The sequence below is a fragment of the Catellatospora bangladeshensis genome (assembly GCF_016862575.1).
Classification (GTDB): domain Bacteria; phylum Actinomycetota; class Actinomycetes; order Mycobacteriales; family Micromonosporaceae; genus Catellatospora; species Catellatospora bangladeshensis.
The window spans coordinates 37,614-59,148 of the sequence record NZ_BONF01000033.1 but is presented as its reverse complement, the minus strand read 5'-3'; the positions used below and the strand labels follow the sequence as shown (position 1 = coordinate 59,148).

19 protein-coding genes are annotated in these 21,535 nt (G+C 72.5%); 8 read left to right on the top strand and 11 right to left on the bottom strand.

Annotated elements, in window-relative coordinates; all coding sequences use genetic code 11:
- Positions 1-4 precede the first annotated feature (4 nt).
- The 3 genes from Cba03nite_RS26880 (at position 5) to Cba03nite_RS26870 (ending at position 3,209) form a co-directional block, all read left to right on the top strand.
- The gene (locus Cba03nite_RS26880; protein WP_203751757.1) at positions 5-1,309 is read left to right on the top strand and encodes an ABC transporter substrate-binding protein; all 1,305 of its coding nucleotides are present in this window, start codon (positions 5-7) and stop codon (positions 1,307-1,309) included.
- 71 nt (positions 1,310-1,380) lie between these two features.
- Entirely contained in the window at positions 1,381-2,286 is a 906-nt protein-coding gene (locus Cba03nite_RS26875; RefSeq protein WP_203751755.1) for a carbohydrate ABC transporter permease, read from the top strand.
- The gene (locus tag Cba03nite_RS26870) at positions 2,283-3,209 is read left to right on the top strand and encodes a carbohydrate ABC transporter permease (RefSeq protein WP_203751753.1); all 927 of its coding nucleotides are present in this window, start codon (positions 2,283-2,285) and stop codon (positions 3,207-3,209) included. Before Cba03nite_RS26875 ends, Cba03nite_RS26870 begins: the two co-directional genes overlap by 4 nt.
- Before the next feature lie 61 nt (positions 3,210-3,270).
- Here Cba03nite_RS26870 and Cba03nite_RS26865 read toward each other — a convergent pair whose 3' ends face one another.
- Complete coding sequence (locus tag Cba03nite_RS26865) at positions 3,271-4,305, bottom strand: LacI family DNA-binding transcriptional regulator (RefSeq protein ID WP_203751751.1); 1,035 nt, start codon at positions 4,303-4,305, stop codon at positions 3,271-3,273.
- Positions 4,306-4,529: 224 nt separating this feature from the next.
- Between Cba03nite_RS26865 and Cba03nite_RS26860 the strand changes: the two genes are divergently transcribed.
- The 3 genes from Cba03nite_RS26860 (at position 4,530) to Cba03nite_RS26850 (ending at position 8,399) form a co-directional block, all read left to right on the top strand.
- Positions 4,530-6,047, top strand: a complete 1,518-nt coding sequence (locus Cba03nite_RS26860; RefSeq protein WP_203751749.1) for a beta-N-acetylhexosaminidase — start codon at positions 4,530-4,532, stop codon at positions 6,045-6,047.
- Positions 6,048-6,139: 92 nt separating this feature from the next.
- Positions 6,140-7,183, top strand: coding sequence for a zinc-dependent alcohol dehydrogenase family protein (locus Cba03nite_RS26855; RefSeq protein ID WP_203751746.1), 1,044 nt, complete (start codon positions 6,140-6,142; stop codon positions 7,181-7,183).
- A gap of 25 nt (positions 7,184-7,208) precedes the next feature.
- Positions 7,209-8,399: a cytochrome P450 gene (locus Cba03nite_RS26850; RefSeq protein WP_373315772.1), complete on the top strand. Its 1,191-nt coding sequence runs from the start codon at positions 7,209-7,211 to the stop codon at positions 8,397-8,399.
- A gap of 179 nt (positions 8,400-8,578) precedes the next feature.
- Here Cba03nite_RS26850 and bioD read toward each other — a convergent pair whose 3' ends face one another.
- Complete coding sequence (gene bioD / locus Cba03nite_RS26845) at positions 8,579-9,292, bottom strand: dethiobiotin synthase (protein ID WP_203751981.1); 714 nt, start codon at positions 9,290-9,292, stop codon at positions 8,579-8,581.
- 17 nt (positions 9,293-9,309) lie between these two features.
- Entirely contained in the window at positions 9,310-10,446 is a 1,137-nt protein-coding gene (locus Cba03nite_RS26840) for an 8-amino-7-oxononanoate synthase (RefSeq protein ID WP_203751741.1), read from the bottom strand.
- Positions 10,447-10,515: 69 nt separating this feature from the next.
- Between Cba03nite_RS26840 and bioB the strand changes: the two genes are divergently transcribed.
- Positions 10,516-11,523, top strand: a complete 1,008-nt coding sequence (gene bioB / locus Cba03nite_RS26835; RefSeq protein ID WP_203751738.1) for a biotin synthase BioB — start codon at positions 10,516-10,518, stop codon at positions 11,521-11,523.
- Complete coding sequence (bsaP, locus tag Cba03nite_RS26830; RefSeq protein ID WP_203751735.1) at positions 11,520-11,720, top strand: biotin synthase auxiliary protein BsaP; 201 nt, start codon at positions 11,520-11,522, stop codon at positions 11,718-11,720. Before bioB ends, bsaP begins: the two co-directional genes overlap by 4 nt.
- Before the next feature lie 58 nt (positions 11,721-11,778).
- Here the strand turns inward: bsaP and Cba03nite_RS26825 are convergent, their stop codons facing one another.
- The 8 genes from Cba03nite_RS26825 to Cba03nite_RS26790 form a co-directional block, all read right to left on the bottom strand.
- Entirely contained in the window at positions 11,779-12,627 is an 849-nt protein-coding gene (locus Cba03nite_RS26825; protein ID WP_239126027.1) for a polysaccharide deacetylase family protein, read from the bottom strand.
- A gap of 136 nt (positions 12,628-12,763) precedes the next feature.
- Positions 12,764-13,873 carry a glycosyltransferase family 2 protein gene (locus Cba03nite_RS26820; RefSeq protein WP_203751733.1) on the bottom strand — a complete coding sequence of 370 codons (1,110 nt, stop codon included), beginning with the start codon at positions 13,871-13,873 and terminating at the stop codon, positions 12,764-12,766.
- Between the two features lie 213 nt (positions 13,874-14,086).
- Positions 14,087-15,664, bottom strand: coding sequence for a nitric oxide synthase oxygenase (locus tag Cba03nite_RS26815; protein ID WP_239126026.1), 1,578 nt, complete (start codon positions 15,662-15,664; stop codon positions 14,087-14,089).
- Positions 15,665-15,804: 140 nt separating this feature from the next.
- Positions 15,805-16,854 (bottom strand): GNAT family N-acetyltransferase, encoded by a 1,050-nt coding sequence (locus tag Cba03nite_RS26810; RefSeq protein ID WP_203751730.1) that lies wholly within the window; start codon positions 16,852-16,854, stop codon positions 15,805-15,807.
- 153 nt (positions 16,855-17,007) lie between these two features.
- Positions 17,008-17,802, bottom strand: coding sequence for an ACT domain-containing protein (locus tag Cba03nite_RS26805; protein WP_203751729.1), 795 nt, complete (start codon positions 17,800-17,802; stop codon positions 17,008-17,010).
- A gap of 363 nt (positions 17,803-18,165) precedes the next feature.
- Positions 18,166-19,188 carry a LacI family DNA-binding transcriptional regulator gene (locus Cba03nite_RS26800; protein ID WP_203751728.1) on the bottom strand — a complete coding sequence of 341 codons (1,023 nt, stop codon included), beginning with the start codon at positions 19,186-19,188 and terminating at the stop codon, positions 18,166-18,168.
- A 66-nt stretch (positions 19,189-19,254) separates the two neighbouring features.
- Positions 19,255-20,673 (bottom strand): GH1 family beta-glucosidase, encoded by a 1,419-nt coding sequence (locus Cba03nite_RS26795; RefSeq protein WP_203751727.1) that lies wholly within the window; start codon positions 20,671-20,673, stop codon positions 19,255-19,257.
- Positions 20,670-21,512 carry a carbohydrate ABC transporter permease gene (locus Cba03nite_RS26790; protein WP_239126041.1) on the bottom strand — a complete coding sequence of 281 codons (843 nt, stop codon included), beginning with the start codon at positions 21,510-21,512 and terminating at the stop codon, positions 20,670-20,672. The genes Cba03nite_RS26795 and Cba03nite_RS26790 overlap by 4 nt, the downstream gene beginning before the upstream one ends.
- Positions 21,513-21,535: the final 23 nt, after the last annotated feature.

The window sequence follows — 21,535 nt, the reverse complement described above, 5'->3', positions numbered from 1 at the left end:
GGTCATGAAAGCCCGATCGATGAAGGCGGCCGTCGCGCTCGCCGGCGCCATGGTCTCCATGGCTCTGGTCGCGTCCGGCTGCTCCCAGGGTGCCGACACGGCCGACGGCACGCCCGCGGTCACCGAGATCACCTTCTGGTCCTGGCTGCGCGCCTCGCAGGAGGTGGTGGACGCGTTCAACAAGACGCACACCGACGTGCAGGTCAAGTTCGAGCAGATCCCCGGCGGGGCCGAGGGTTACGGCAAGCTGACCAACGCGGTCAAGGCAGGCAACGCGCCCGACGTGGCCACGGTCGAGTACGCGATGCTCCCGGACATGCTGGCGCAGGGCAACCTGCAGGACGTCTCCGGCGACATCACCGACCTGGTCAGATCGAAGTTCCCGGCGCCGATCCAGGAGCTGGTGACGCTGGGCGGCAAGACGTGGACCGTGCCGCTGGACGCGGGCGCGATGGTCATGTTCTACCGCAAGGACCTGTTCGAGCAGCACAAGATCGCGGTGCCGAAGACCTGGGACGAGTTCAAGACCGCCGCCGCGGCGGTGAAGAAGGCCGACCCGAAGTCGCGCATCACCGACTGGAACCAGACCGACTCGGCCAACTTCGTCTCGCTGAACTGGCAGGCGGGCGCCAAGTGGTTCGGCATCCAGGGCGACTCCTGGAAGATCACGCTCGACTCCCCCGAGTCGCAGAAGGTCGCCGGGTACTGGCAGGGCCTGATCACCGAGGACCTGGTCACCAACGTCCCGGCCGAGGAGGTCCAGCAGCGCAAGGCGGCCGGCCAGGTGTGGACGCAGCTGGGCGGCGCGTGGGCCGCGGGCGGCCTCAAGGCGGGCCTGCCCGACCAGGCCGGCAAGTGGGCCTCGGCGCCACTGCCCTCCTGGGACGCCGCCCCGGCCAGCGCGATGGTCGGCGGCTCCTCCTTCGGCGTGAGCAAGACCAGCAAGAAGAAGGAGGCCGCGCTCAAGTTCATCACCTGGATGACGACCACCCCGGAGGCCATCCAGGCGCGCCTGGCCAGCGGCGCCAGCTCGACGCTGCCCGCCGTCCCGGAGCTGGCCGACGTCGCGGCCAAGAACTTCGACACCGCCTTCTTCGGCGGCCAGGACATCTACGCCGTCGCCAAGGACGCCCTGCCCACCATCAAGACCGGCTGGACGTGGGGCCCGGGCATGCGCGGCGTGTTCGACGGCCTGGGCGAGCAGATCAAGCTGGTCAACACGGGCAAGCAGCAGCTGTCCGCGGTGTACGGGCCGGTGCAGGCCAAGACCATCGAGGACCTGAAGGGCCGCGGCATCAACGCGTCCTGACGGCCACCGGGGCGGGCGGCGCTGCTGCGGCGGCGCCCGCCCCGCTTTCGTTCTGAAAGGAGGTCCGGCCCATGGCCTCGACCCGGTCGGGGACGGCCCGCCGCCAGTACGGCGTCGCCGCCCTCTTCACCGCCCCGTTCTTCCTGCTGTTCGGAGTCTTCACGCTGGCGCCCATCGGCTACGGCGGCTGGCTGAGCCTGCACCGCGAGCAGACCGACGGGCTCGGCCTCGGCGGCGAGCCGCAGCAGGTCTTCGTCGGCCTGGACAACTTCGCCCAGGCGCTGACCAACACCCGGTTCCTCGGCGGCTTCCTCACCGTCGGCGTCTACTGCGCGGTGTACATCCCGGTCATGGTCGCCGTCGCGATGGTGCTGGCCCTGCTGCTGGACTCCGCGTACGCCCGTGCCAAGCGCTTCTTCCAGCTCGCGCTCTACCTGCCGAACATCGTGCCCGGCCTGATCGCCGCCATGATCTGGCTGTACCTCTACACCCCCGGTCTGTCCCCGGTCGTCGACCTGCTGGACAGCGTGGGGGTCCCGTTCAGCCTCGGCTCGGACGCGGGCGCCGTGGGCGCCGTGGCCAACCTCGCGATCTGGGAGCACACCGGATACAACGTGATCATCTTCTTCGCGGCGCTGCAGGCGATCCCGCGCGAGGTCATCGAGGCGGCCACGGTCGACGGCGCGGGCGGCGTCCGCGTCGCCTGGTCGGTCAAGGCGCCGATGATCCGCGGCGCGGTCGTGATCGCCGTGCTGTTCACCGTGATCGGCGCGATGCAGCTGTTCACCGAGCCGTTCATCCTGATGGACGCCGCGACCACGATCAACGACTCGTGGACGCCGAGCATGTACATCTACACGCTCACCAGGTCGTACAACCTGGGCGGGGCGGCCGCCGCCTCGCTGATCCTCACCGTCGTCCTGGCCGCCGCCTCGTTCGTGGTGACCCGCTTCTCCCGGAAGGGCGCGACGCCATGAGCGACGTTTCGACGCTGACCCGCCCGGCCGCCGAGGCCGCGCCGCCCGCCGTCACCGCGCCCGAGCGGCGTGACCGCAGGGGCGTGCCGCCACTGTTGTCCAAGGGGATCGTCAACGGCATCCTGCTGGCCGCGACGCTGTGGACGGTGCTGCCGCTGACCTGGCTGGTCATCTCGGCCACCAAGAACTATGCCGACCTCTACCAGACCGGCGGCTTCGAGCTGGCCCGCATCCGGCTGTGGGACAACCTGGTGCACCTGTTCACCTTCGGCGACGGGCTCTACCTGGAGTGGCTGCGCAACAGCCTGCTGTACGCCGGGGTCGGCGCGGCGGTCAGCGCCCTGATCTCGGTGATGGCCGGGTACGCCTTCGACAAGTTCCGGTTCCCGGGCAAGGAGCGCTGGTTCGGGCTGGTGCTGGTCGGAGTGCTGGTGCCGAGCGCGGTCACCACGGTGCCGCTGTACCTGATGGCGTCCGATCTCGGGATGACCAACTCGTTCTGGGGCGTGTTCCTGCCCGGCCTGGCCAGCCCGTTCGGGGTGTACCTGGGGCGGGTGTTCAGCGCGGCGTACGTGCCGGACGAGCTGCTGGAGGCGACCCGGGTCGACGGGGCGGGCGAGCTGCGCTCGTTCGCGCAGGTGGCGTTCCCGCTGCTGCGCCCGGCGTTCGCGACGCTGTTCCTGTTCGGCTTCACCGGCGGCTGGAACAGCTTCTTCCTGCCCCTGCTGATGCTCAGCGACCACCATCTCTACCCGGTGAGCCTGGGCATCTTCACCTGGAAGGAGTCGCTGGCCGCCGACTCGGAGATCTTCTACCCGCTGGTGATGACCGGCGCCCTGGTGGCCATCGTCCCGCTGGTGATCGCCTTCTTCAGCCTCCAGCGCTACTGGAAGGCCGGTCTCACGGCGGGCGCGGTCAAGTAGTCGTGCGTTAAGAAGGGCACCTTCTTCTACGCATAGCGTTAAGAAGGTGCCCTTCCTTTCGTCAGATCAACGGGCGGACGGAGTCGCGCATGGCGATGTGGGTGCCGAGCATGACGTGCTGGCGGGTGGAGTTCTCGCCGCGCTGGAGGGCCAGTTTGACGGCGGTGCGGCCGAGCTCCTCGTGGGGCAGGTGCACGCTGGTCAGGGCCGGGAACAGCTCGGGGGCCATGGGGGTGTCGTCGTAGCCGATGATGGAGACGTCGTCGGGGACGCGTTTGCCGGCGGCGCGCAGGGCGCGCATGGCGCCGGCGGCGGCGAGGTCGTTGGCGGCGAAGATCGCGGTGAAGTCGGCCCCGGCCGCGAGCAGCCGCTGGGTCTGGCGGAAGCCCGCGTCCTGGCTCATGTCGTCGTGTACGACCAGCGCCGGGTCCACCGGCACCCGGAACGCCTCCATCGCCCGCCGGTAACCGTCGAGCCGGGCGTCGAACGTGGTGTTGCCGACCGGGCCGCCCAGCAGCACGATGCGCCGGTGCCCGGCGGACAGCAGGTGGCTGGTGGCCGCGTACGCGCCCCCCGCGTTGTCGTACTCCACGGTGATCGCCGGGAAGTCGGGGCCGAGCGAGGGGCGCCCGCACAGCACGAGGCGGCTGCCCGCGTCCTCCAGGCCCTTGGCGTAGCGGTACATCCGCTCGCGGTAGTCGTCGTTCATCAGCACGCCGCCGACCAGGATGACCGCGTCGGCGTGCTGCTCGCGCATCAGCTTGACGATCTCCAGCTCGCGGTCGGGGTCGCCGTGCGTGGTGCAGACGAGGCAGAGCCGGTCGGACTCGGTGGCCTGATACTCCACCCCCGACGCGATGTGCGCGAAGAACGGGGTGACCACGTCGTACATGACCAGGGCGACGACGTTGGAGGTGGCGCCGGACAGGGCGCGGGCGTGGGCGTTGACGACGTAGTCAAGCTCGCGCACGGCGCGCTGGACCTTGGTGCGGGTGTTGCCGGCGACGGGGTAGTCGCCGGAGAGCACCCGTGACACGGTGGCCACCGACACCCCGGCCAGCGCCGCGACGTCGCGGATCGTGGGCCGCTTGTTCATAGTTGACCCCAGTTGGGACGAGGGACGAGCAGGGGAATTACGGTTCGAGCAGGGGAAACGAAATCAGAAAGCGTTTACCCTACTCGTCGCGTCGGCGGCTGTCCACGCCGCGTTCCGGGCGCCTTGACTACTGTTAAGAAGCTGTACTAACGTCCGCGGGAACGGCTTTAGAAACCGCTTTCCAAGCCGCTTTCTCCCCGGCGGTGAGTCCCGAAGGAGCCGACGTGCTGATTCCGCAGCCCACCTCGTACTCGACCGCACCGGGCCATCACGAGCTGACCGCCGCCACCGCGGTGCACGCCCCGGCGGAGATCGCCGCGCTGCTCCGGGAGCTGCTGAGCCCGGTCACCGGCCTGCCGCTGCCCGACGCCGCCGCGCACGCCGCCGAGCTGCTGTTCACCTTGGACACCACCGAGACGGAGCTGGGCGAGGAGGGCTACCGGCTGACCGTCGGCGATGACGGCGTGCGCGCGGTCGCGGGCACGCTCGCCGGGCTGCGCTGGGCGGTGCAGGCGCTGCGCCAGCTGCTGCCCCCGGCGGCCTGCGGCAGCACCCCCGCCGAGGGCGTGGCCTGGCTGGTGCCGTACGCCGAGATCACCGACCGGCCCCGCTACGCCTGGCGCGGCGTGCTGATCGACGTGGGCCGGTGGTACCAGCCGGTGAGCTGGCTGCGCACCGTCGTCGACCTGCTGGCGCTGCACCGGATGAACGTGCTGCACCTGCACCTCACCGAGGACCAGGGCTGGCGCTTCGAGGTCAGGCGCTACCCGCTGCTCACCGGGGTCGGCGCGCGGCGGCGCGAGTCGCCGGTCGGCCACGAGAACATCAAGCAGGCCGACCGCACCCCGCACGACGGCTGGTACACCCAGGACGAGCTGCGCGAGCTGGTCGCGTACGCGGCCCGGCGCGGGGTGACCGTGGTGCCCGAGATCGACCTGCCGGGGCACACCACCGCCGCCATCGCGGCCTACCCCGAGCTGGGCAACGACCCGGCCGCGCGGCTGGAGACCGGCACCCGGTGGGGCGTCTACTCCACCGTGCTCAACTGCGACGACGCCACGGTCGACTTCATGCGGCACGTGCTCGACGAGCTGGTCGACGTGTTCCCGGCGGCGTACGTGCACCTCGGCGGGGACGAGGTGCCGCCCGGCGAGTGGGCGGCCAACCCGGCCGCGCGCGAGCGCATGGTGCAGCTCGGGCTCACCGACCCGGAGGACCTGCTCGGCTGGTGGATCACGGTGCTCGCCGACCACCTGCGTACCCACGGCCGCCGCGTCGTGGTCTGGGACGAGCTGGTCAAGCGCGGCGCGCCCGCCGACGCGGTGGTCATGGCCTGGCGGGACGAGGCCAAGGTGGCCGCGGCGCTGGAGGCCGGGCACGACGTGATCGCCACCCCGCAGAGCCACGTCTACCTCGACCACGCCGAGTCGGACCGGGCCGGTGAGCCGCTCAGCATCGGCGGGCACAGCCCGCTGGACAGGGTGTACGGCTACGACCCCGAGCCGGCCGACGCGCCCGACGGCGGCAACCGGGTGATCGGCGTGCAGGGCAACCTGTGGGGCGAGTACCTGCCGACGGTCGGGCGTGCCGCGTACAGCCTGCTGCCGCGCCTGTCCGCGATCGCCGAGGCCGGCTGGGGCACCCGCGGCGAGTACGCCGACTTCCGCGCCCGCCTCGACGTGATGCTGGCCCGCTTCGACGCCCTCGGCGTCGCGTACCGCCGCCCGGACCCGCTCGCCTGACGCGGCGATCCCTGTCCGGGCGCTCGTGATCGACGTATCGTGCTGGGCACGCGGCCGGGCGCCCGGCCGCGGGTCTCCGGGGAGGTAAGCACGTGCGCGCGGTCGCCTACGACGCCTTTGGACAGCAGCCTGACGTGCGGGACCTGCCGGAGCCGGCACCGGCCGCGCACGGCTGCGTGATCAGAGTCGAGGCGACGGGGCTGTGCCGCAGCGACTGGCACGGCTGGATGGGCCACGACCCGGACATCGCCGCGTTCCCGCACGTGCCGGGGCACGAGCTGGCCGGCACCGTGCACTCGGTCGGCGGGGCGGTCACGAAGTGGCGGGCCGGGGACCGGGTCACCGTGCCGTTCGTGTGCGGCTGCGGGGACTGCGAGCCGTGCCGCCGCGGCGCGACCCAGGTCTGCGAACACCAGACCCAGCCGGGCTTCACCCACCGCGGCTCGTTCGCCGAGTACGTCGCGATCGACCACGCGGACCTGAACCTCGTCGCGCTGCCGGAGGAGCTGAGCTTCGCCGCGGCGGCCGCGCTGGGCTGCCGCTTCGCCACGGCGTACCGTGCCGTCGTCGCGCAGGGCAGGGTCGCCGCCGGCGAGTGGGTGGCCGTGCACGGCTGCGGCGGCGTGGGCCTGTCGGCGGTGATGATCGCCGCGGCGTACGGCGCGCGCGTGATCGCCGTCGACGTGTCCGGCGGCGCGCTCGACCTGGCCCGCGAGCACGGGGCCGAGGCCTGCGTGAACGCCGCGCAGACCGATCCCGTGGCGGCGGTGCGGGAGCTGACCGGCGGCGGGGCGCACCTGTCCCTGGACGCCCTGGGCAGCCCGGCCGTGTGCGCCGCGGCCATCCTCGGCCTGCGCCGCAGCGGGCGGCACGTGCAGGTCGGGCTGCTCCCGCAGGGCGCGCCCGAGCTGCCGATCGGCCGGGTCATCGGCTGGGAGCTGGAGATCCTCGGCAGCCACGGCATGGCCGCCGCCGACTACGGCCCGATGCTCGACCTGGTGGCCGCCGGGCGGCTGCGGCCCGACGCGCTCGTCACCCGGCACATCGGGCTCGACGAGGTGCCCGCGGCGCTGGTCGCGATGGGTGACGCGCCGCCGGCCGGCATCACCGTCATCACGCCGCGAGCCCTCGCCTGAACGCGGCCTCAACCTGCCTAGTACCGTGTGCGGCGTGCTGTTCCGTACCTGGGACCAGCCTTTCGACATCGACGGGCGGGCCGAAGACACCGTCGAGGTCGCCGACCACGTGGGCGTACGCCACGTCGTGGTGACCCGGCACCGGCTCATCAAGCGGGTGCTGGCCGATCCGGACACGTTCCGCCCCGGCAACGCCCTCGACGCGGTCAGCCCCATGCCGGTGAGCGCGCTGCGCGTGCTGACGTCGTACGGCTTCCGGCTGCCCGCGACCCTGGCCAACAACGGCGGCGCGTCCCATCCCGCGATCCGCGAGATCACCGCGCGCGCCCTGCACCCCGACCGCGTCGAGGCGCTGCGGCCGTGGCTGACCGGGCTCGTCCGGCGGCGCGTCGCCGCGCTGTCCGCCCGGCTGCACGCGGGTGAGGCCGTCGACCTGTACGCCGACCTCGCCGCCGACCTGCCGCTGCTGGTGCTGGCCCGGCTCGTCGAGCTGCCCGCCGCCGACGCGGCCGTGGTCAAGGAGTTCTCCCGGGCCGCCCTCGAACTGTTCTGGGCGCCGCTGGACGCCGCGCGGCAGGACGTGCTCGCCGCGACCGTCGGGCGCTTCCACGCCGTGCTGCGCGAGTTCGCCGCGACCGCGGGAGGGCTGGTCGGGGAACTGCGTGAGTACACCGCCGCGCACGGACTGCCGAAGGACACCCCGACCGGGGCGCTGTTCTTCCTGCTCGTAGCCGGTCAGGAGACGACCTCGCAGTTCCTGACGCTGCTGCTGCACCGGCTCACGCAGGAGCCCGCGGTGCTGTACGGGCTGGCCCGCGGCACGGTCGCCGTGGACGACGTCGTCGAGGAAGGGCTGCGCCTGGTCCCGCCGATCCCGACCTGGCGCCGGGTCGCGGCCCGCGACACCGAGCTGGACGGCTTCCCGATCCGCGCCGGGGCGAGCATCGTGCTGTGGCTGGCCCGCGCCGGGGCCGAGGTCGCCGAGCACCCGCATGAGTTCGTGCCCGGTCAGCGCGGCTCGCGCAGGCACCTGGCGTTCGGCGCGGGCAGCCACCGCTGCATCGGCGCCCAGCTCTCCCGTATGGAGTCCGCCGTCGTCGTGGCCGAAACCGCCCCCCTGCTCCGCGACACCGAGATCGTCCGCGCCCCCTGGTGCCCCGACAACCTCTCCTTCCGCATCCCCGACACCTTCACCCTCCGCCGCCCCCACCCCTGACCGCCGCCCCGCCATGCGGCGCCGCGCAGCGGGGCGGGGCGGGGCGGGGCGCCAAGATCGTCCAACTTGCCTGGCAGGTGGGCGTATCTTGAGGCCGCATTCGCCCATTTGCCAGGCAAGTCGAGCGATCTTGGCCCGGCCCGGCGCGTGGGCGCGGGCCGGCGTGTGGGCGGGGTGGGTCAGTCTTCGTCGAGGTCGGTGAGGGTGCGGGGGTCGTCGCAGTCGCCGTGGAGGGTCGGGGAGAGCCAGCCGGGGGCGCTGCGGCGGAAGACGCCGGGCTCGATGCCGCCCGCGCCGTCGGGGAGTACGCCGTGCAGGTCCTCGGGCAGGTCCGCGAGGTTGGTGAAGTGGACCAGCTCGGGGCGGTCGGGCCAGGCGCCGACGACGACGTGGCCGGTGATGCCGCGGCGGGCCATCGCCTCCAGCGTCAGCGCGGTGTGGTTGAGGGTGCCGAGACCGGCGCGGGCCACCACGATCGCGGGCGCGGACAGCGCCACGGCCAGGTCGGCGAGCGTCCACTGGGCGCCGCCGGGGTGCAGGCCCATCGGGACCAGCAGCCCGCCCGCGCCCTCGACCAGGGTCAGCTCGTGCTCGGCCGCGATGCTCTTGATCTCGTCGAGGATCTCGAACATGTCGAGCGCCTCGGTGCCCGAGACCCGCGCGGCCGCGGTCGGCGCCAGCGGATCGGGGTATTCGGCGAGCGTGCGGGTGGTGGCGGGGGCGGCGAGCCGCGCCACCACCTCCATGTCGGGCACGTCCCCGTAGGCGGGGTCGACGCCGGTCTGCGCGGGTTTGACCACCGCGGTGCGTACCCCCGAGGCGGTCGCCGCCGCGGCGACCGCGGCGGTGGTGATGGTCTTGCCCACCCCGGTGTCCGTGCCCGTGACCAGCACGATCCCCGTCAGCGCCGTCACGGCCGCACCTCCACGATGATCTCCAACGCCCGCGCGAAGTCGGCGGCGGGCACGCCCGCGTTGACCGTCAGCCGCAGCCGGGAGCGGCTGTCGGGGGTGGACGGCGGGCGGAAGCACCCTACCGCCACGCCCTTGTCCCGGCAGGCACCGGCCCAGCTCCAGGCGTGTTCGGCGGACGGCGCCTCGACCGAGACCACCCCACCGGCCGGGTCGGTGACCGCCAGCCCGGCGGCGCGGCACACGTCGCGGATCGCGGCGGCGCGCTCGTGCAGCACCGCGCGCAGCGGGTCGCCCGCGCGGGCCAGCTCCAGGGCGGCGCCGACCCCGGCGGTGATCGCGGGCGGCAGCGCGGTGTCGAAGATGAACGTGCGGCCGGTGTCGACCAGGTGCCTGATCAGCGCCTGCGGCCCGGCGACCACGCCGCCCGCCCCGCCCAGCGCCTTGGACAGGGTGGCGGTGACGATCACGTCGGGCTCGCCCGCGATCCCGGCGGCGACCGCGCCACCGGCCCCGGCCCGGCCGATCACGCCGAGGCCGTGCGCGTCGTCGACCAGCAGCAGCGCGCCGTGTGCACGGGCGGCGGCGTGCAGCTCGGCCAGCGGGGCGAGGTCGCCGTCCACGGAGAACACCGACTCGGTGAGCACCACTGCGGGGCGGCCGGGGTGGGCGGCCAGCACCCGGGCCGCGTCGGCCGGGTCACCGTGGGCGAACACGACCGTCTCGGCCCCGGCCAGGCGGCAGCCGTCGATCAGCGAGGCGTGGCAGTGCGCGTCGGAGACGAGCAGCGTGCGCGGCCCGCACAGGGCGCGCACCGCGCCGAGGTTGGCGAGGTAACCGCTGGAGTAGACGAGTGCCTGCTCGGCGCCGAGCCAGCCGGCGAGCGCGATCTCCAGCGCGGTGTGCGCGTCGGTGCTGCCGCGCACCAGGCGGGAGCCGGTCGCACCGAGGCCGTACTCGTCCAGCGCGGACGCGGCGGCGGCACGGACCTCGGGGTGCCGGGACAGGCCCAGGTAGTCGTTGCCGGCGAGGTCGATGAGAGCGTCGTCACCGGCGCGGGGGCGCAGCTCCCGGCGCAGGCCGGCGCGTTCGCGCAGCTCCGCCTTGCGCCGCAGCGTGCTCAGCCAGTCGCCCATCGCTCAACTCATTCACGTACTCACTCGGCCTTCGGCCGACCCGAACAGGCCGCGTTGTAGGGTACGCCCATGCCGACCAGCGAAGTACCGGTACTCGACCGTGCCCGCACCCGTGTCCTGGAGGAAGGGCTCGGCCTCGAGGAGGCCGACATCCTCGAAGTGCTGCGCCTGCCCGACGAGCACATCCCCGCCGCGCTCCAGCTCGCGCACGAGGTGCGCATGCGGTGGTGCGGCCCGGAGGTCGAGGTCGAGGGCATCGTCTCGCTGAAGACCGGCGGCTGCCCCGAGGACTGCCACTTCTGCTCGCAGTCGGGGCTGTTCTCCTCGCCCGTACGCTCCGTGTGGCTGGACATCCCGTCGCTGGTCAAGGCGGCGCAGCAGACCGCGGCGACCGGCGCGAGCGAGTTCTGCATCGTGGCCGCCGTGCGCGGCCCGGATGCCAAGCTGATGCAGCAGATGCGCGACGGCGTCAAGGCGATCAAGGAGGCCGTCGACATCAACGTCGCGGCCAGCCTCGGCATGCTGAGCCAGGAGCAGGTCGACGACCTGGTGGACATGGGCGTGCACCGCTACAACCACAACCTGGAGACCTGCCGGTCGTACTTCCCGAACGTGGTCACCACGCACTCCTGGGAGGAGCGCTGGGGCACGCTGAAGATGGTGCGCGACTCCGGCATGGAGGTGTGCTGCGGCGGCATCATCGGCCTGGGCGAGACGCTGGAGCAGCGCGCCGAGTTCGCCGCGCAGCTGGCCGAGCTGCAGCCGGACGAGGTCCCGCTGAACTTCCTCAACCCGCGGCCGGGCACCCCGCTGGGCGACCAGCCGGTGATGGACCCGAAGGACGCGCTGCGCGCCATCGCCGCGTTCCGGCTCGCGCTGCCGCGCACCATCCTGCGGTACGCGGGCGGCCGCGAGATCACCCTCGGCGACCTCGGCACCCGGGAGGGCCTGCTGGGCGGCATCAACGCGGTGATCGTCGGCAACTACCTGACCACGCTGGGCCGTCCCGCGACCTCGGATCTGGAGCTGCTGCAGGAGCTCAAGATGCCGGTCAAGGCGCTGTCGGCGACGCTGTGAGCGCGGCCGTGGGGACGTACTGCGACCGCTGCGGGCAGGCCGATCCGGCCGACGCCGCCGCCCACGCGGGCTGCCGCGCGGCCCGCGAGCTGGAGCCGCCGCGCTACTGCACGCACTGCCGCCGCCGGATGAAGGTCCAGGTCGTGCCCACCGGCTGGACCGCCTCCTGCGTCGAGCACGGCTCGCTCTCTTCATGATCGAAGCTCCCGCCATGCTGCCGAACCGGCATGGCGGGAGCTTCGATCATGCAAAGGACTACGGCAGCGGAGCAGGTGAGGGCGCCGGGGACGGCACCGGTGGCACGGCCGGTGGGGCGGGCAGCTCCGGCAGGCCGATGAGCGTGTAGCGGGCCTTCAGCCAGGGCAGCAGCGTCCGGTACGCGGTGATCGTGTCCGGCTTGCCGTTGTCGTGCGACAGGATGATCGAGCCCGGCCGCACGTCCCGCTCGACGGCGGCGATGACGTGGTTCACCATCGGCGTGCCCTTGCCGTACTTCGAGCTCTCCCAGTCACGCGGGTCGACGTGCCAGTAGATCGACTTCATCCCCAGGTCCTGGGCGATGCTCACCAGCTTGCCGGTGAAGTTGCCGCCGGGCGCCCGGAAGTAGGAGATCTTCGCGCCGGGCGCGGCCTTGTGGATGGCGTCGTTGGTCTTCTGCAGGTCCCGGCGGATGTACGTGTCGTCCCGCTTGGCCAGGTCGAACAGGTGCTGCCAGGAGTGGTTGCAGAGGGTGTGGCCCTCGGCCGCGATCCGGGCGACCATGGCCGGATTGTCCCGGGCCCGGAAGCCGACCAGGCAGAACGTGGCCTTGACGCCGCACTGCTTCAGCTGGTCGAGGATCTTGGGGGTGTTGATCGGGTCCGGCCCGTCGTCGAACGTCAGCGCGACGGCCGGGCTACCCGTCTTGACGACCGAGCCGCCGGGCCCGGTGCCGGTGGCGGCGGGCCGGTTCTGGGCGATCCTCCCGGTGCAGCTGATCGCCCGGACGGTGGGCGCCGGCGGCCGCGGCTGCGCGGTGGTCGGCGCGGGCGCCGACGGCGTGAGCTGCAGCGTCGGCGTGGGGGTCAGCAGCGACGGCTCAGGGGTGGCCGGAGTGCTCGACACCGCGGCCGGAGACACGGTGCCCCCGGCCGAGGGTTTCGCGGGTGAGGCGCATGCTGCGAGCGCTATCAGGGCAAGGACAGCGGAAACCGCCATGCGGGGGTGCATGCGAACTCCTGGGGGTGCGGGGGTTCAGCGTTCACCGACCATAGTCCATGCCCGCACCGATTGCAGCCTCGCGGCGATCGAAGTGATCGGATCGACGGGGTGCCGGAACCGCCGCCGCCGCACCCGCCGAGGGGTTGCCACGACGCCGTTCGCGCAGCGTGCGGCTGCTTCGCCAGGCCCACCGCAGGGCCGCGTAGGCCGGATACCAGCCCAGCCGGATCAGCTCGTGTTTGATCCGGCCCAGCGAGCCCGGCCGCGGGTAGCCACCGGCCGGCCGGTGCTCCCGGTAGAGCAGCACCACCCGCCGGAAGAAGTCGCGGCGCGCCCGGCTGGGCAGCCGGTCGGCGTTGCCCATGACGGCCAGGCAGTGATCGATCATGAGCCGGAACAGCCGCCCGTCATGCCGCCGAAAGCGCGGCCCGCGCGCCGCCAGCCCCGCCCACAGCGCCCGGTACTGCTCCACCGCCTCCAGGTGACGCGCACTCACCGAGGTCGTGATCGCCCCGTCCCGCCCGCGCCGGTAGTGGTAGCAGACCCGGTCCAGCACCGCGATCCGCTCCGCCGCCAGCAGCACCGGATGGCTGAACGGAAAGTCCTCGTACCACCCCGCCGGAAACACCAGGTCGTGCGCGCGGATCAGCTCCGCCGCCACGATCTTGTTCCAAGCCGTGTGCTGCAGCCGCAGCAACTCCGGCCGCTCGTCCAGCGACACCACGCCGTCCACCCCGCGCAGCACCGGACTCGACGCGTCGCGCTCGACCGCCCCGTCCTCGTACACCCGGTCGTGATCGACCAGCAGCACCTCCGGCCGCAACTCCCGCAGCCGCGCGCACACCGCCCCCACGGCCCCCTCCGCGAGCCGGTCGTCACTGTCGACGAACCACACGTACTCCCCCCGCGCCAGCGCGAACCCCGCATTACGCGCCCGCCCCAGCCCCACGTTCTGCGCCAGCGTCACCACCCGCACCCGCGGATCACGGCTGGCGTACTCCCGCAGAATCCCCGCACTCCCGTCCGGCGACCGATCATCGACCGCCACCACCTCGATCTCCGCGCTCGACTCCACCAGCACCGACTCCAGACACGCACGCAGATACCGCTCCACGTTGTGCACCGGAACAACAACAGACAGCAGGGGCATGCCCTGTTGCTACCGACCCACCCCCACCCCCCGATGTCCCCCACCGAAACCCCCGATGAACACTCCCAGTCCCTCCCTCACCACCCCCTCTCTCTCCCCTCTCTCCCCCGGCGATCTTGCGCGGACTGTGGGGACGACACGCCCCTATCGGGCAAATCCCTAACAGTTCGCGCAAGATCGTCAAGATCTTGAGGGGGTACGCCGACGAGACGGTCAGCCGAGGAGGCGGCGGAGGCCGCGTTTGCGGGCCGGGACGGGCTCGGCGGGGATCGGGGCGGGGGCGCTGCCGGCCGGGACGGCGCCGCGGACGACGGGGTGGGCACCGGTGGGGGCGGGGTCGGAGTGGGTGCCGTTTGCCTGGGCTGGTGGCGCGATGCGCGCCGGGTTCGGCACGGCCGGGTCCAGGCCGTCGGGGTCGAGGGCCGCGGCGTCCACGGCCGTAGCGTCGAGGAGGTCGGGGTCGAGGGCCGTGGCGTCGAGAAGGTCGGCGTCGAGGGCCGTGGCGTCGAGGAGGTCGGCGGCGAGCGGCGGGGCGTCGCCGGGCAGGAACTCCACGGACAGGTCCGGGATCGGGGCGGTCTGGCCGGTGACGGGGCAGCGGGCGCCGGTGCGGTGCGTGCCCGAGCCGCGCTGGGTGGGCAGGGTGACGCGGACCGCGGCCGGGGCGCCGGTGGCCGAGAGGTCGCGCGCGACTCGGTCGAGGTAGAAGTTCGGCCGCTGGTCGGCCTCGGTGTAGTAGCGGTGGAAGACCGGCGTGAGGCCGCCGGACAGCGGCGGCACGATCCAGGTCCAGTCCGCCGGGGTGTCCCGGCCCGCGCGGCGCTCGCGCTCCATGTGGGTCAGAAACAGGCGCGACTCGCTGTGGTGGTCGGTCACCCGCACGCCCGCCCGCTCGTACGACCACAGCACGGCCCGGTTCAGCTCGACCAGCGCCCGGTCGCGCCACAGCGTCGACTCGCTGCTCGTGTCCAGGCCCATCCGGGCCGCGATGACCGGGATCTGGTTGTAGCGCCGCGCGTCGGCGAGGTTGCGCGCGCCGATTTCGGTGCCCATGTACCAGCCGGAGAACGGCGCGAGCGGGTAGTCGACGCCGCCGATGGACAGCCGCATGTTCGCGATCGCGGGCACCGCATGCCAGCGCAGGCCCAGCTCGGCGAACCAGCCGTACTCCGGGTGGGCGATCGGCACCTCCAGCACCGCGGACTCGGGCAGCTCGTAGAGGCGCGGCTCGGCGTCGCCGACCTGGAGCACGAGCGGCAGCAGGTCGAACGCGCTGCCCTTGCCCGTCCAGCCGAGCCGGGTGACGGCGGCCGTGAACTGCTCGTACTGCGGGTCGCCGACGATCTCGGCGCCGTCGCGGTGCCCGGCGTACCGGATGAGCTGGTCGTTCCACAGCCGGGTCACCGGCCGGCCGGGCACCGCCTGCTCGAAGATCGAGATGACCGCCCGCAGCCGGCCGCGGGACGCGCCCTCGCCGGTGGCCATGTGCAGGTGGCTCACCAGGTCGCCGTAGATGCGGTCGGGGTCCCGGTGCGCGCGGCGGTCCAGCACGGTGAGGCTGCGCCAGTACACCCGGCCGATGCAGCGGCTGGCGTTGCGCCACGCCATGCGGGCGCCGTGCACCAGCTCGGCGTGCGTGTGGGTGTACGTCCCCAGCGCGGCGATCTGCTCGCGCACCACGGCCAGCCGCGGCTCGACCGGGCCGAGCTTGGGCAGCTCGGCGTAGCAGGTGCGCAGGAACTCCTCGGCCTCGGCGAAGTCGACCGGCCGGTCCGGGTCCCAGTCCGTCAACGGAGCGTCACGGTATCCCGTGGGAGGTATGTGAGGGACTGTCATGAGTGAATCAAAGACCGGCCCCCGACATAGCCATCGCACAATGTGTGCGACCGCCTACCGAGGGTCTGATCTCGCCGCTGTCCTGCTCACCCCGTTCACACCGCCGGATGAGGCTCCGGCACGGCGATCGTCGCGCTGATGAGCGACCCGTCACGGTCGGTGCGCGCCGGGTGCGGCAGGCGCCGCATCGTACGCAGCATCGCGTCGTTCTCGCAGTGCGTGTGCACGGTGACCGACCGGAAACCGGCCGGGCCGGCCAGCGCCAGCAGCCGCCGCAGCAGGGCGGTGCCGATGCCGCGGCGCTGCCAGCCGTCCTCGACCAGCAGGGCGACCTCCGCCGTCTCGCCCTCGCCGATCAGGTTCGCGACGGCCACGACGCGGTTGCCGCCGGTGCCCGGCGCGCTGGCCTCGGCGATCAGCGTGCAGCCCTTGGCGGGGGTCAGCAGCCGGGACAGCCGGGCCCGGCTCGGGCCCCGGGTGCCGGCCAGGTAGCGCAGGTAGAGGCTGCGCTCGCCGCACCGGGCGTGCATGTCGTGGACCGCGGACAGGTCGGCCGAGCCGGCCGGCCGGAACGCGACCTCCGAGCCGTCCGGCAGCAGCACGATCGCGCTCGCCAGGCGGCGCGTGTTCGCGGCGCGGGCCACCTCGACCAGCGCCTGCGCGCGGGCGAACTCGGCCGGGGTGAAGGCCGGGGCGAGCCGGGTCACCACCAGCACGCCCGCGTCGCCGAACGGGTCGGCCAGGCGCATCGTCGAGTCGCTGTGCCCGGTGACGGAGGCGCCGCCGGACTCGCGGCGCACCAGCGCGCCGCCGAGCAGCCCCGACAGGGCGCCGTGCAGGCCGTCGGGGTCGGCGGCGAGCCGGGCGGCCAGCCCCAGCGCGTGCGTCGGCGGGTCGACCAGCCCATACGCGTCCGTGCGGCTCACCCAGGCGTCGCGCCCGCGGCCGCGCTCGATCGCGGCGACCAGCTCGTCCTCGGTCATCGCGTCGGGGGCGTCCACCAGGAAGTCGTCGACGGCGCCCGCCTCGGTGGTGAGCACCTGCACCGCGAGGATGTTGATCGAACGCAGGGCCAGACTCGCGGTCAGCACCGCGAGGAACCCGGGGCGATCGTCAACGGTCGCCCGCACCCGCCACAACGCCATGACCTGCTCCATTTCCTGCCGGCACCGACCCTCCCATGATGGGGGCGAGCACCGACAGGAATCAGCGTGCGCCTGCCGTGTTTCGGGACCGTTACACGGTCTTATCAAGATCTAACTATGCCCGAGGTCACAGGATCAGCGCATCGTCACAGGTCAGAGCGCAGATGCGGGCTCCTCCGAGGACGCCTCGGCGGCCCGGGGAGCGGGTGTCTGGGCGGCGGCGTCGAGCCGGTCGCCGACGATCACCGCGGCCGCGCGCACCAGCTGCGCGATCCGGTCCACCTCGGTGGCGTGGAAAGCGGCCACCGGCAGCTCGTCGTCGACCGTCCGGGCCACCACCAGCACCAGCCCCGCCCGCCCGAACGGCGCCAGGGCGTAGCGGGTGCCGTCCGGCCCGGTCATGGAACGGGCGCGCAGCGGGGTGACCTCCGGCAGCGCCAGCTGCTCCGGGGCCCGCCAGCTCGCGTAGAGCACCGGCGGCACGGGACGCTTGCGGACCGCGCCGAGCACCGCCATGTCGTCGGCGCCGTGGCGCACGTCGATGCCGACGGAACCGCGCGCGGCCCAGTCGGCGGGGACCCGCAGCGCCATCGCCCAGTCCGCGGCGAGCAGCGCCGGGACCGTGTCGACCAGCGTGGCCAGGCCCTCGGCCGGGTTGGCGGCGATCTGGGTGAGCAGCTCGGCGTCGAACGCGCCCGCCACTGGGGCGCCGATCGCGCGCCAGATGCCGTCGACGCGTACTCCCGGCATGGCGCTCAGCCCGGCCCGCAGCCGCTCGACCCCCGCCCCACCGGGCCACACCACGGTGAAGTCGTCGATGGCCCGGCCGCCCAGCCGCTCCAGCACCACCACCTGCACGATGTCCGCACCCGCGACGCCCAGGGTCCGGGCCACCTGCCCCAGCGATCCGGGACGGTCGGGCAGGGCGACTCTGACCCTCAGCAGCATGGCGGCTCCTCTCCACGACGGCAGTCCGGCGGGTGCCGGAACTCGGTCCGAGCATCGCCTATTACCGTTTCGTACGCATTGCGGTGCCGTATCCGCGGGAAACCATCTCTCCACCGCGTCCCCGCAGCTCAGCACCGCTGTCACCGGTAGGGCGCCGCCATTGCCGCCACCCGGGCCCACCCATGATCGCCGATCAGGGGCGACCGGCGCGGCATCTTCGCCGAGCCACGCCGCATCCAGCGATCATGATGGATACAAAGCACCGCCCGACGTGCGGGCGGACTCATATCCTCCCCAACTTGCCGAACCGGCGTCAACGCGTGTCCACCAAGCGGACGACGCGTGAACAAGCCGTGGGACGGCTCAGGCGCTGTTGCGGTGCACGAGGTGGGTGTCGAGGAGGATGTGGCTGGGCTCGGCCTCGCCGCGGATACGGCTGAGCAGCAGCCGGACCATGTGCCGGCCCATGTCCTCGACGGGCTGGTAGACGGTGGTCAGCGGCGGTTCGGTCTGCCGGGCGACCGGGGAGTCCTCGAAGCCGATCACCGCGACGTCCTCGGGGATGCGGCGGCCGGCGTCGCGCAGCGCGCGCACCGCACCGGCGGCCATCAGGTCGGACGCGACGAAGACGGCGTCCAGGTCCGGGCGGCGGGCCAGCAGCCGGCGCATCGCCTCGACGCCGCTGTACTCGGAGAAGTCGCCGAACTCGATCAGCGGCTCGACGGCGGCGGTCTGCACCGCGGCCCGGTAGCCGACCAGCCGGTCCACGCCCACGCCGAGGTCCTGCGGGCCGGCGATGGTGGCCACCCGCTTGCGGCCGGAGGAGAGCAGGTACTCCACGGCGGTGCGGGCGCCGTTGACGTTGTCCATGTCGACGTACGAGATCTTCTGGTCGACGCTCACGGGACGGCCGCCGAGCACGGCGGGCAGGCCGCGCTGGTTGAGCAGGTGCACCAGGTTGTCCGACTCGTGCAGCATGACCAGCAGCACGCCGTCGACGTGCTGGCTGGTGAGGTGGTTCTCGACGCGCTGCCGCTCGGCGGGGGTCTGCGCCATGGCCAGCCACAGCTGCAGCGAGGTGTCGGACAGCGCGGAGCTGATGCCGCGCACGATGCCGGCGAAGAACGGCTCGGCGAAGACCCGCTCCTGCGACTCCGAGACGACCAGCGCGACCGAGTCGGTGCGCTGGGTGACCAGCGCGCGGGCGGCCCGGTTGGGCACGTAGCCCAGCTCCTTGATCGCCTCCTGCACGGCGCTGCGCGCCTCGGGGCTGACCTGCGGCGAGCCGTTGACGACACGCGACACGGTGCCCCGGCCCACGCCCGCGAGCGCGGCCACCTCGTCCAGCGTGGGCCGGCCCGCAGACCTGGTGCGCTGCGTCGTCATCGATTGCTCCTCGTTCTGGGCGGACCCGGGGCCGGTGTCGCCACCGGCCCCGGGTCCGCTGTGCCGTCAGGCGGCGAGCCCGCCGCGCCGGATCACGTCCGCGTACCAGTGTGCACTGGTCTTGGGCGTGCGTACCTGGGTGTCATAGTCGACATGGACGATGCCGAACCGCCGCGAGTAGCCCCAGGCCCACTCGTAGTTGTCCAGCAGCGACCACGCGAAGTATCCCCGCAAAGGCACCCCGTCCGCCATCGCCTGGTGGCACGCCTTCAGATGGGCGTCCAGGTAGGCGACGCGGTCCGGATCCGGCACCGAGCCGTCGGCCGCCACGCGGTCGTCGTAGGCGGCGCCGTTCTCGGTGATGTACATCGGGATCGGGCCGTAGTCCTCGTGCGTGCGCTTGAGCAGCGCGACCAGGCCGTCGGGGTCGACCTCCCAGCCCATCTCGGTCACCGGCAGCTCGCGGGTCAGGAAGCGGACGTGCCCGCTGCCCGGCCACGCCGACGCCGCCCGCCAGTGCGACTGCGGCGCACCGTCGTCGGCCGGCCCCGCCACGACCTGCCGGGTGTAGTAGTTCACCCCGAGCATGTCCAGCGGCTGGTTGATGATCGCCAGGTCGCCGTCCTGCACGAAGCCCCAGTCGGTCAGCTCGGCCGTGTCGGCGAGCAGGTCGGCCGGATACTCCCCGCGGAAGATCGGGTCAAGGAAGACCCGGTTGCCGACGCCGTCGATGCGGCGCTCGGCGTCCCGGTCCTCGGCGGAGTCCGACGCGGCCTTAAGAGAGTGCAGGTTGAGCGTGATGCCCATCTGCCGGTCCGGCACCGCCGCCCGGATCGCCTGCACGGCCAGGCCGTGGCCGAGGTTGAGGTGGTGCGCCGCCGCCAGGGCCTGCGCGCCGTCGGTGACGCCCGGCGCGTGCACGCCGGAGCCGTACCCGAGGAACGCGCTGCACCACGGCTCGTTGTGCGTGGTCCAGAACCTCACCCGGTCGCCGAGGGCGTCGTGCACCAGACCCGCGTACTCGGCGAACCGGTAGGCGGTGTCGCGCGCCGGCCAGCCGCCCGCGTCCTGCAGCTCCTGCGGCAGGTCCCAGTGGTAGAGCGTCAGCCAGGGCTCGATGCCCCGGCCGAGCAGGTCGTCCACCAGGCCGCGGTAGAAGTCGAGACCCTTCTGGTTGGCCGGTCCCCTGCCGCCCGGCTGCACCCGCGGCCAGGCGACGGAGAAGCGGTACGACCGCAGGCCGAGGTCCGACATCAGCTGGACGTCGTCGGCCCGGCGGTGGTAGTGGTCGCAGGCCACGTCGCCGTTGTCGCCGTTGAGCACCTTGCCGGGGGTGCGGCTGAAGGTGTCCCAGATGGACGCCGTACGCCCATCCTCGAACGCGCCGCCCTCGATCTGGTAGGAGGCCGTGGCCGCGCCCCACAGGAAGTCCTGGGGGAAGGCCACCGCCGGCGAGGCGAGCTGTGGGTCTTGCTGGGTTGTCACGCTTTTACTGCACCTTCCATGATGCCGCCGATGATCTGGCGACCGAAGATAATGAAGATCACGAGCAACGGCACGACACTGAGCAGCGTACCCGCGAACACCTGGGAGTAGTCGTTGTAGTAACCCTGCGAGAGACGCTGCAGGGAGAGCTGAACGGTCGGGTTCAGCGGGTCGCCCAGAGCGATCTGGGGCCACAGGAACGAGTTCCACTGCTCCATGAAGGTGAACAGGCCCAGCACCGCGATCGCGGGCCGCAGGCCGGGCAGCACCACGTTCCAGTAGGTGCGGAACGTGCTGCAGCCGTCCATGCGGGCGGCCTCGATCAGCTCGTCGGGCACCGCCTGGCTGGCGTACTGGCGCATCATGAACACACCGAAGCCGCTGACCAGGAACGGCAGGATCACCGACGGCAGCTTGTTGTGCAGGTCCCACTCGTACATCATCTGGTAGAGCGGCACGATGCCCAGCTGCGTCGGCACCATCATCGTGATCAGAATCGCCAGCATCAGGCCGTTGCGGCCCTGGAAGCGCAGCTTCGCGAAGGCGAAGCCGGCCAGCGACGAGAAGAAGACCACGAACACCGTCACCACGGTCGCCACGATGGCCGAGTTCACCAAGCCGGTCATGAAGGCGGCGCCCTCGTTGTTGACCAGGCGGTCCACGTTCGAGCCGATCTCGCCGCCCGGGGTGATCGGGGGCGGGGTCTGGCCCACCGCGTCGTTGGTGCGCGTGGCGATCACGAACATGTAGTACAGCGGGAAGATGGACAGCGCCACCGCGGCGAGCAGGGTGATGTAGGTGAGCGGGCTGGCGTGCCAGAGCCGCTCGGCGGCGCCCATGCTCTTGCGGCGCTTGCTGGGAG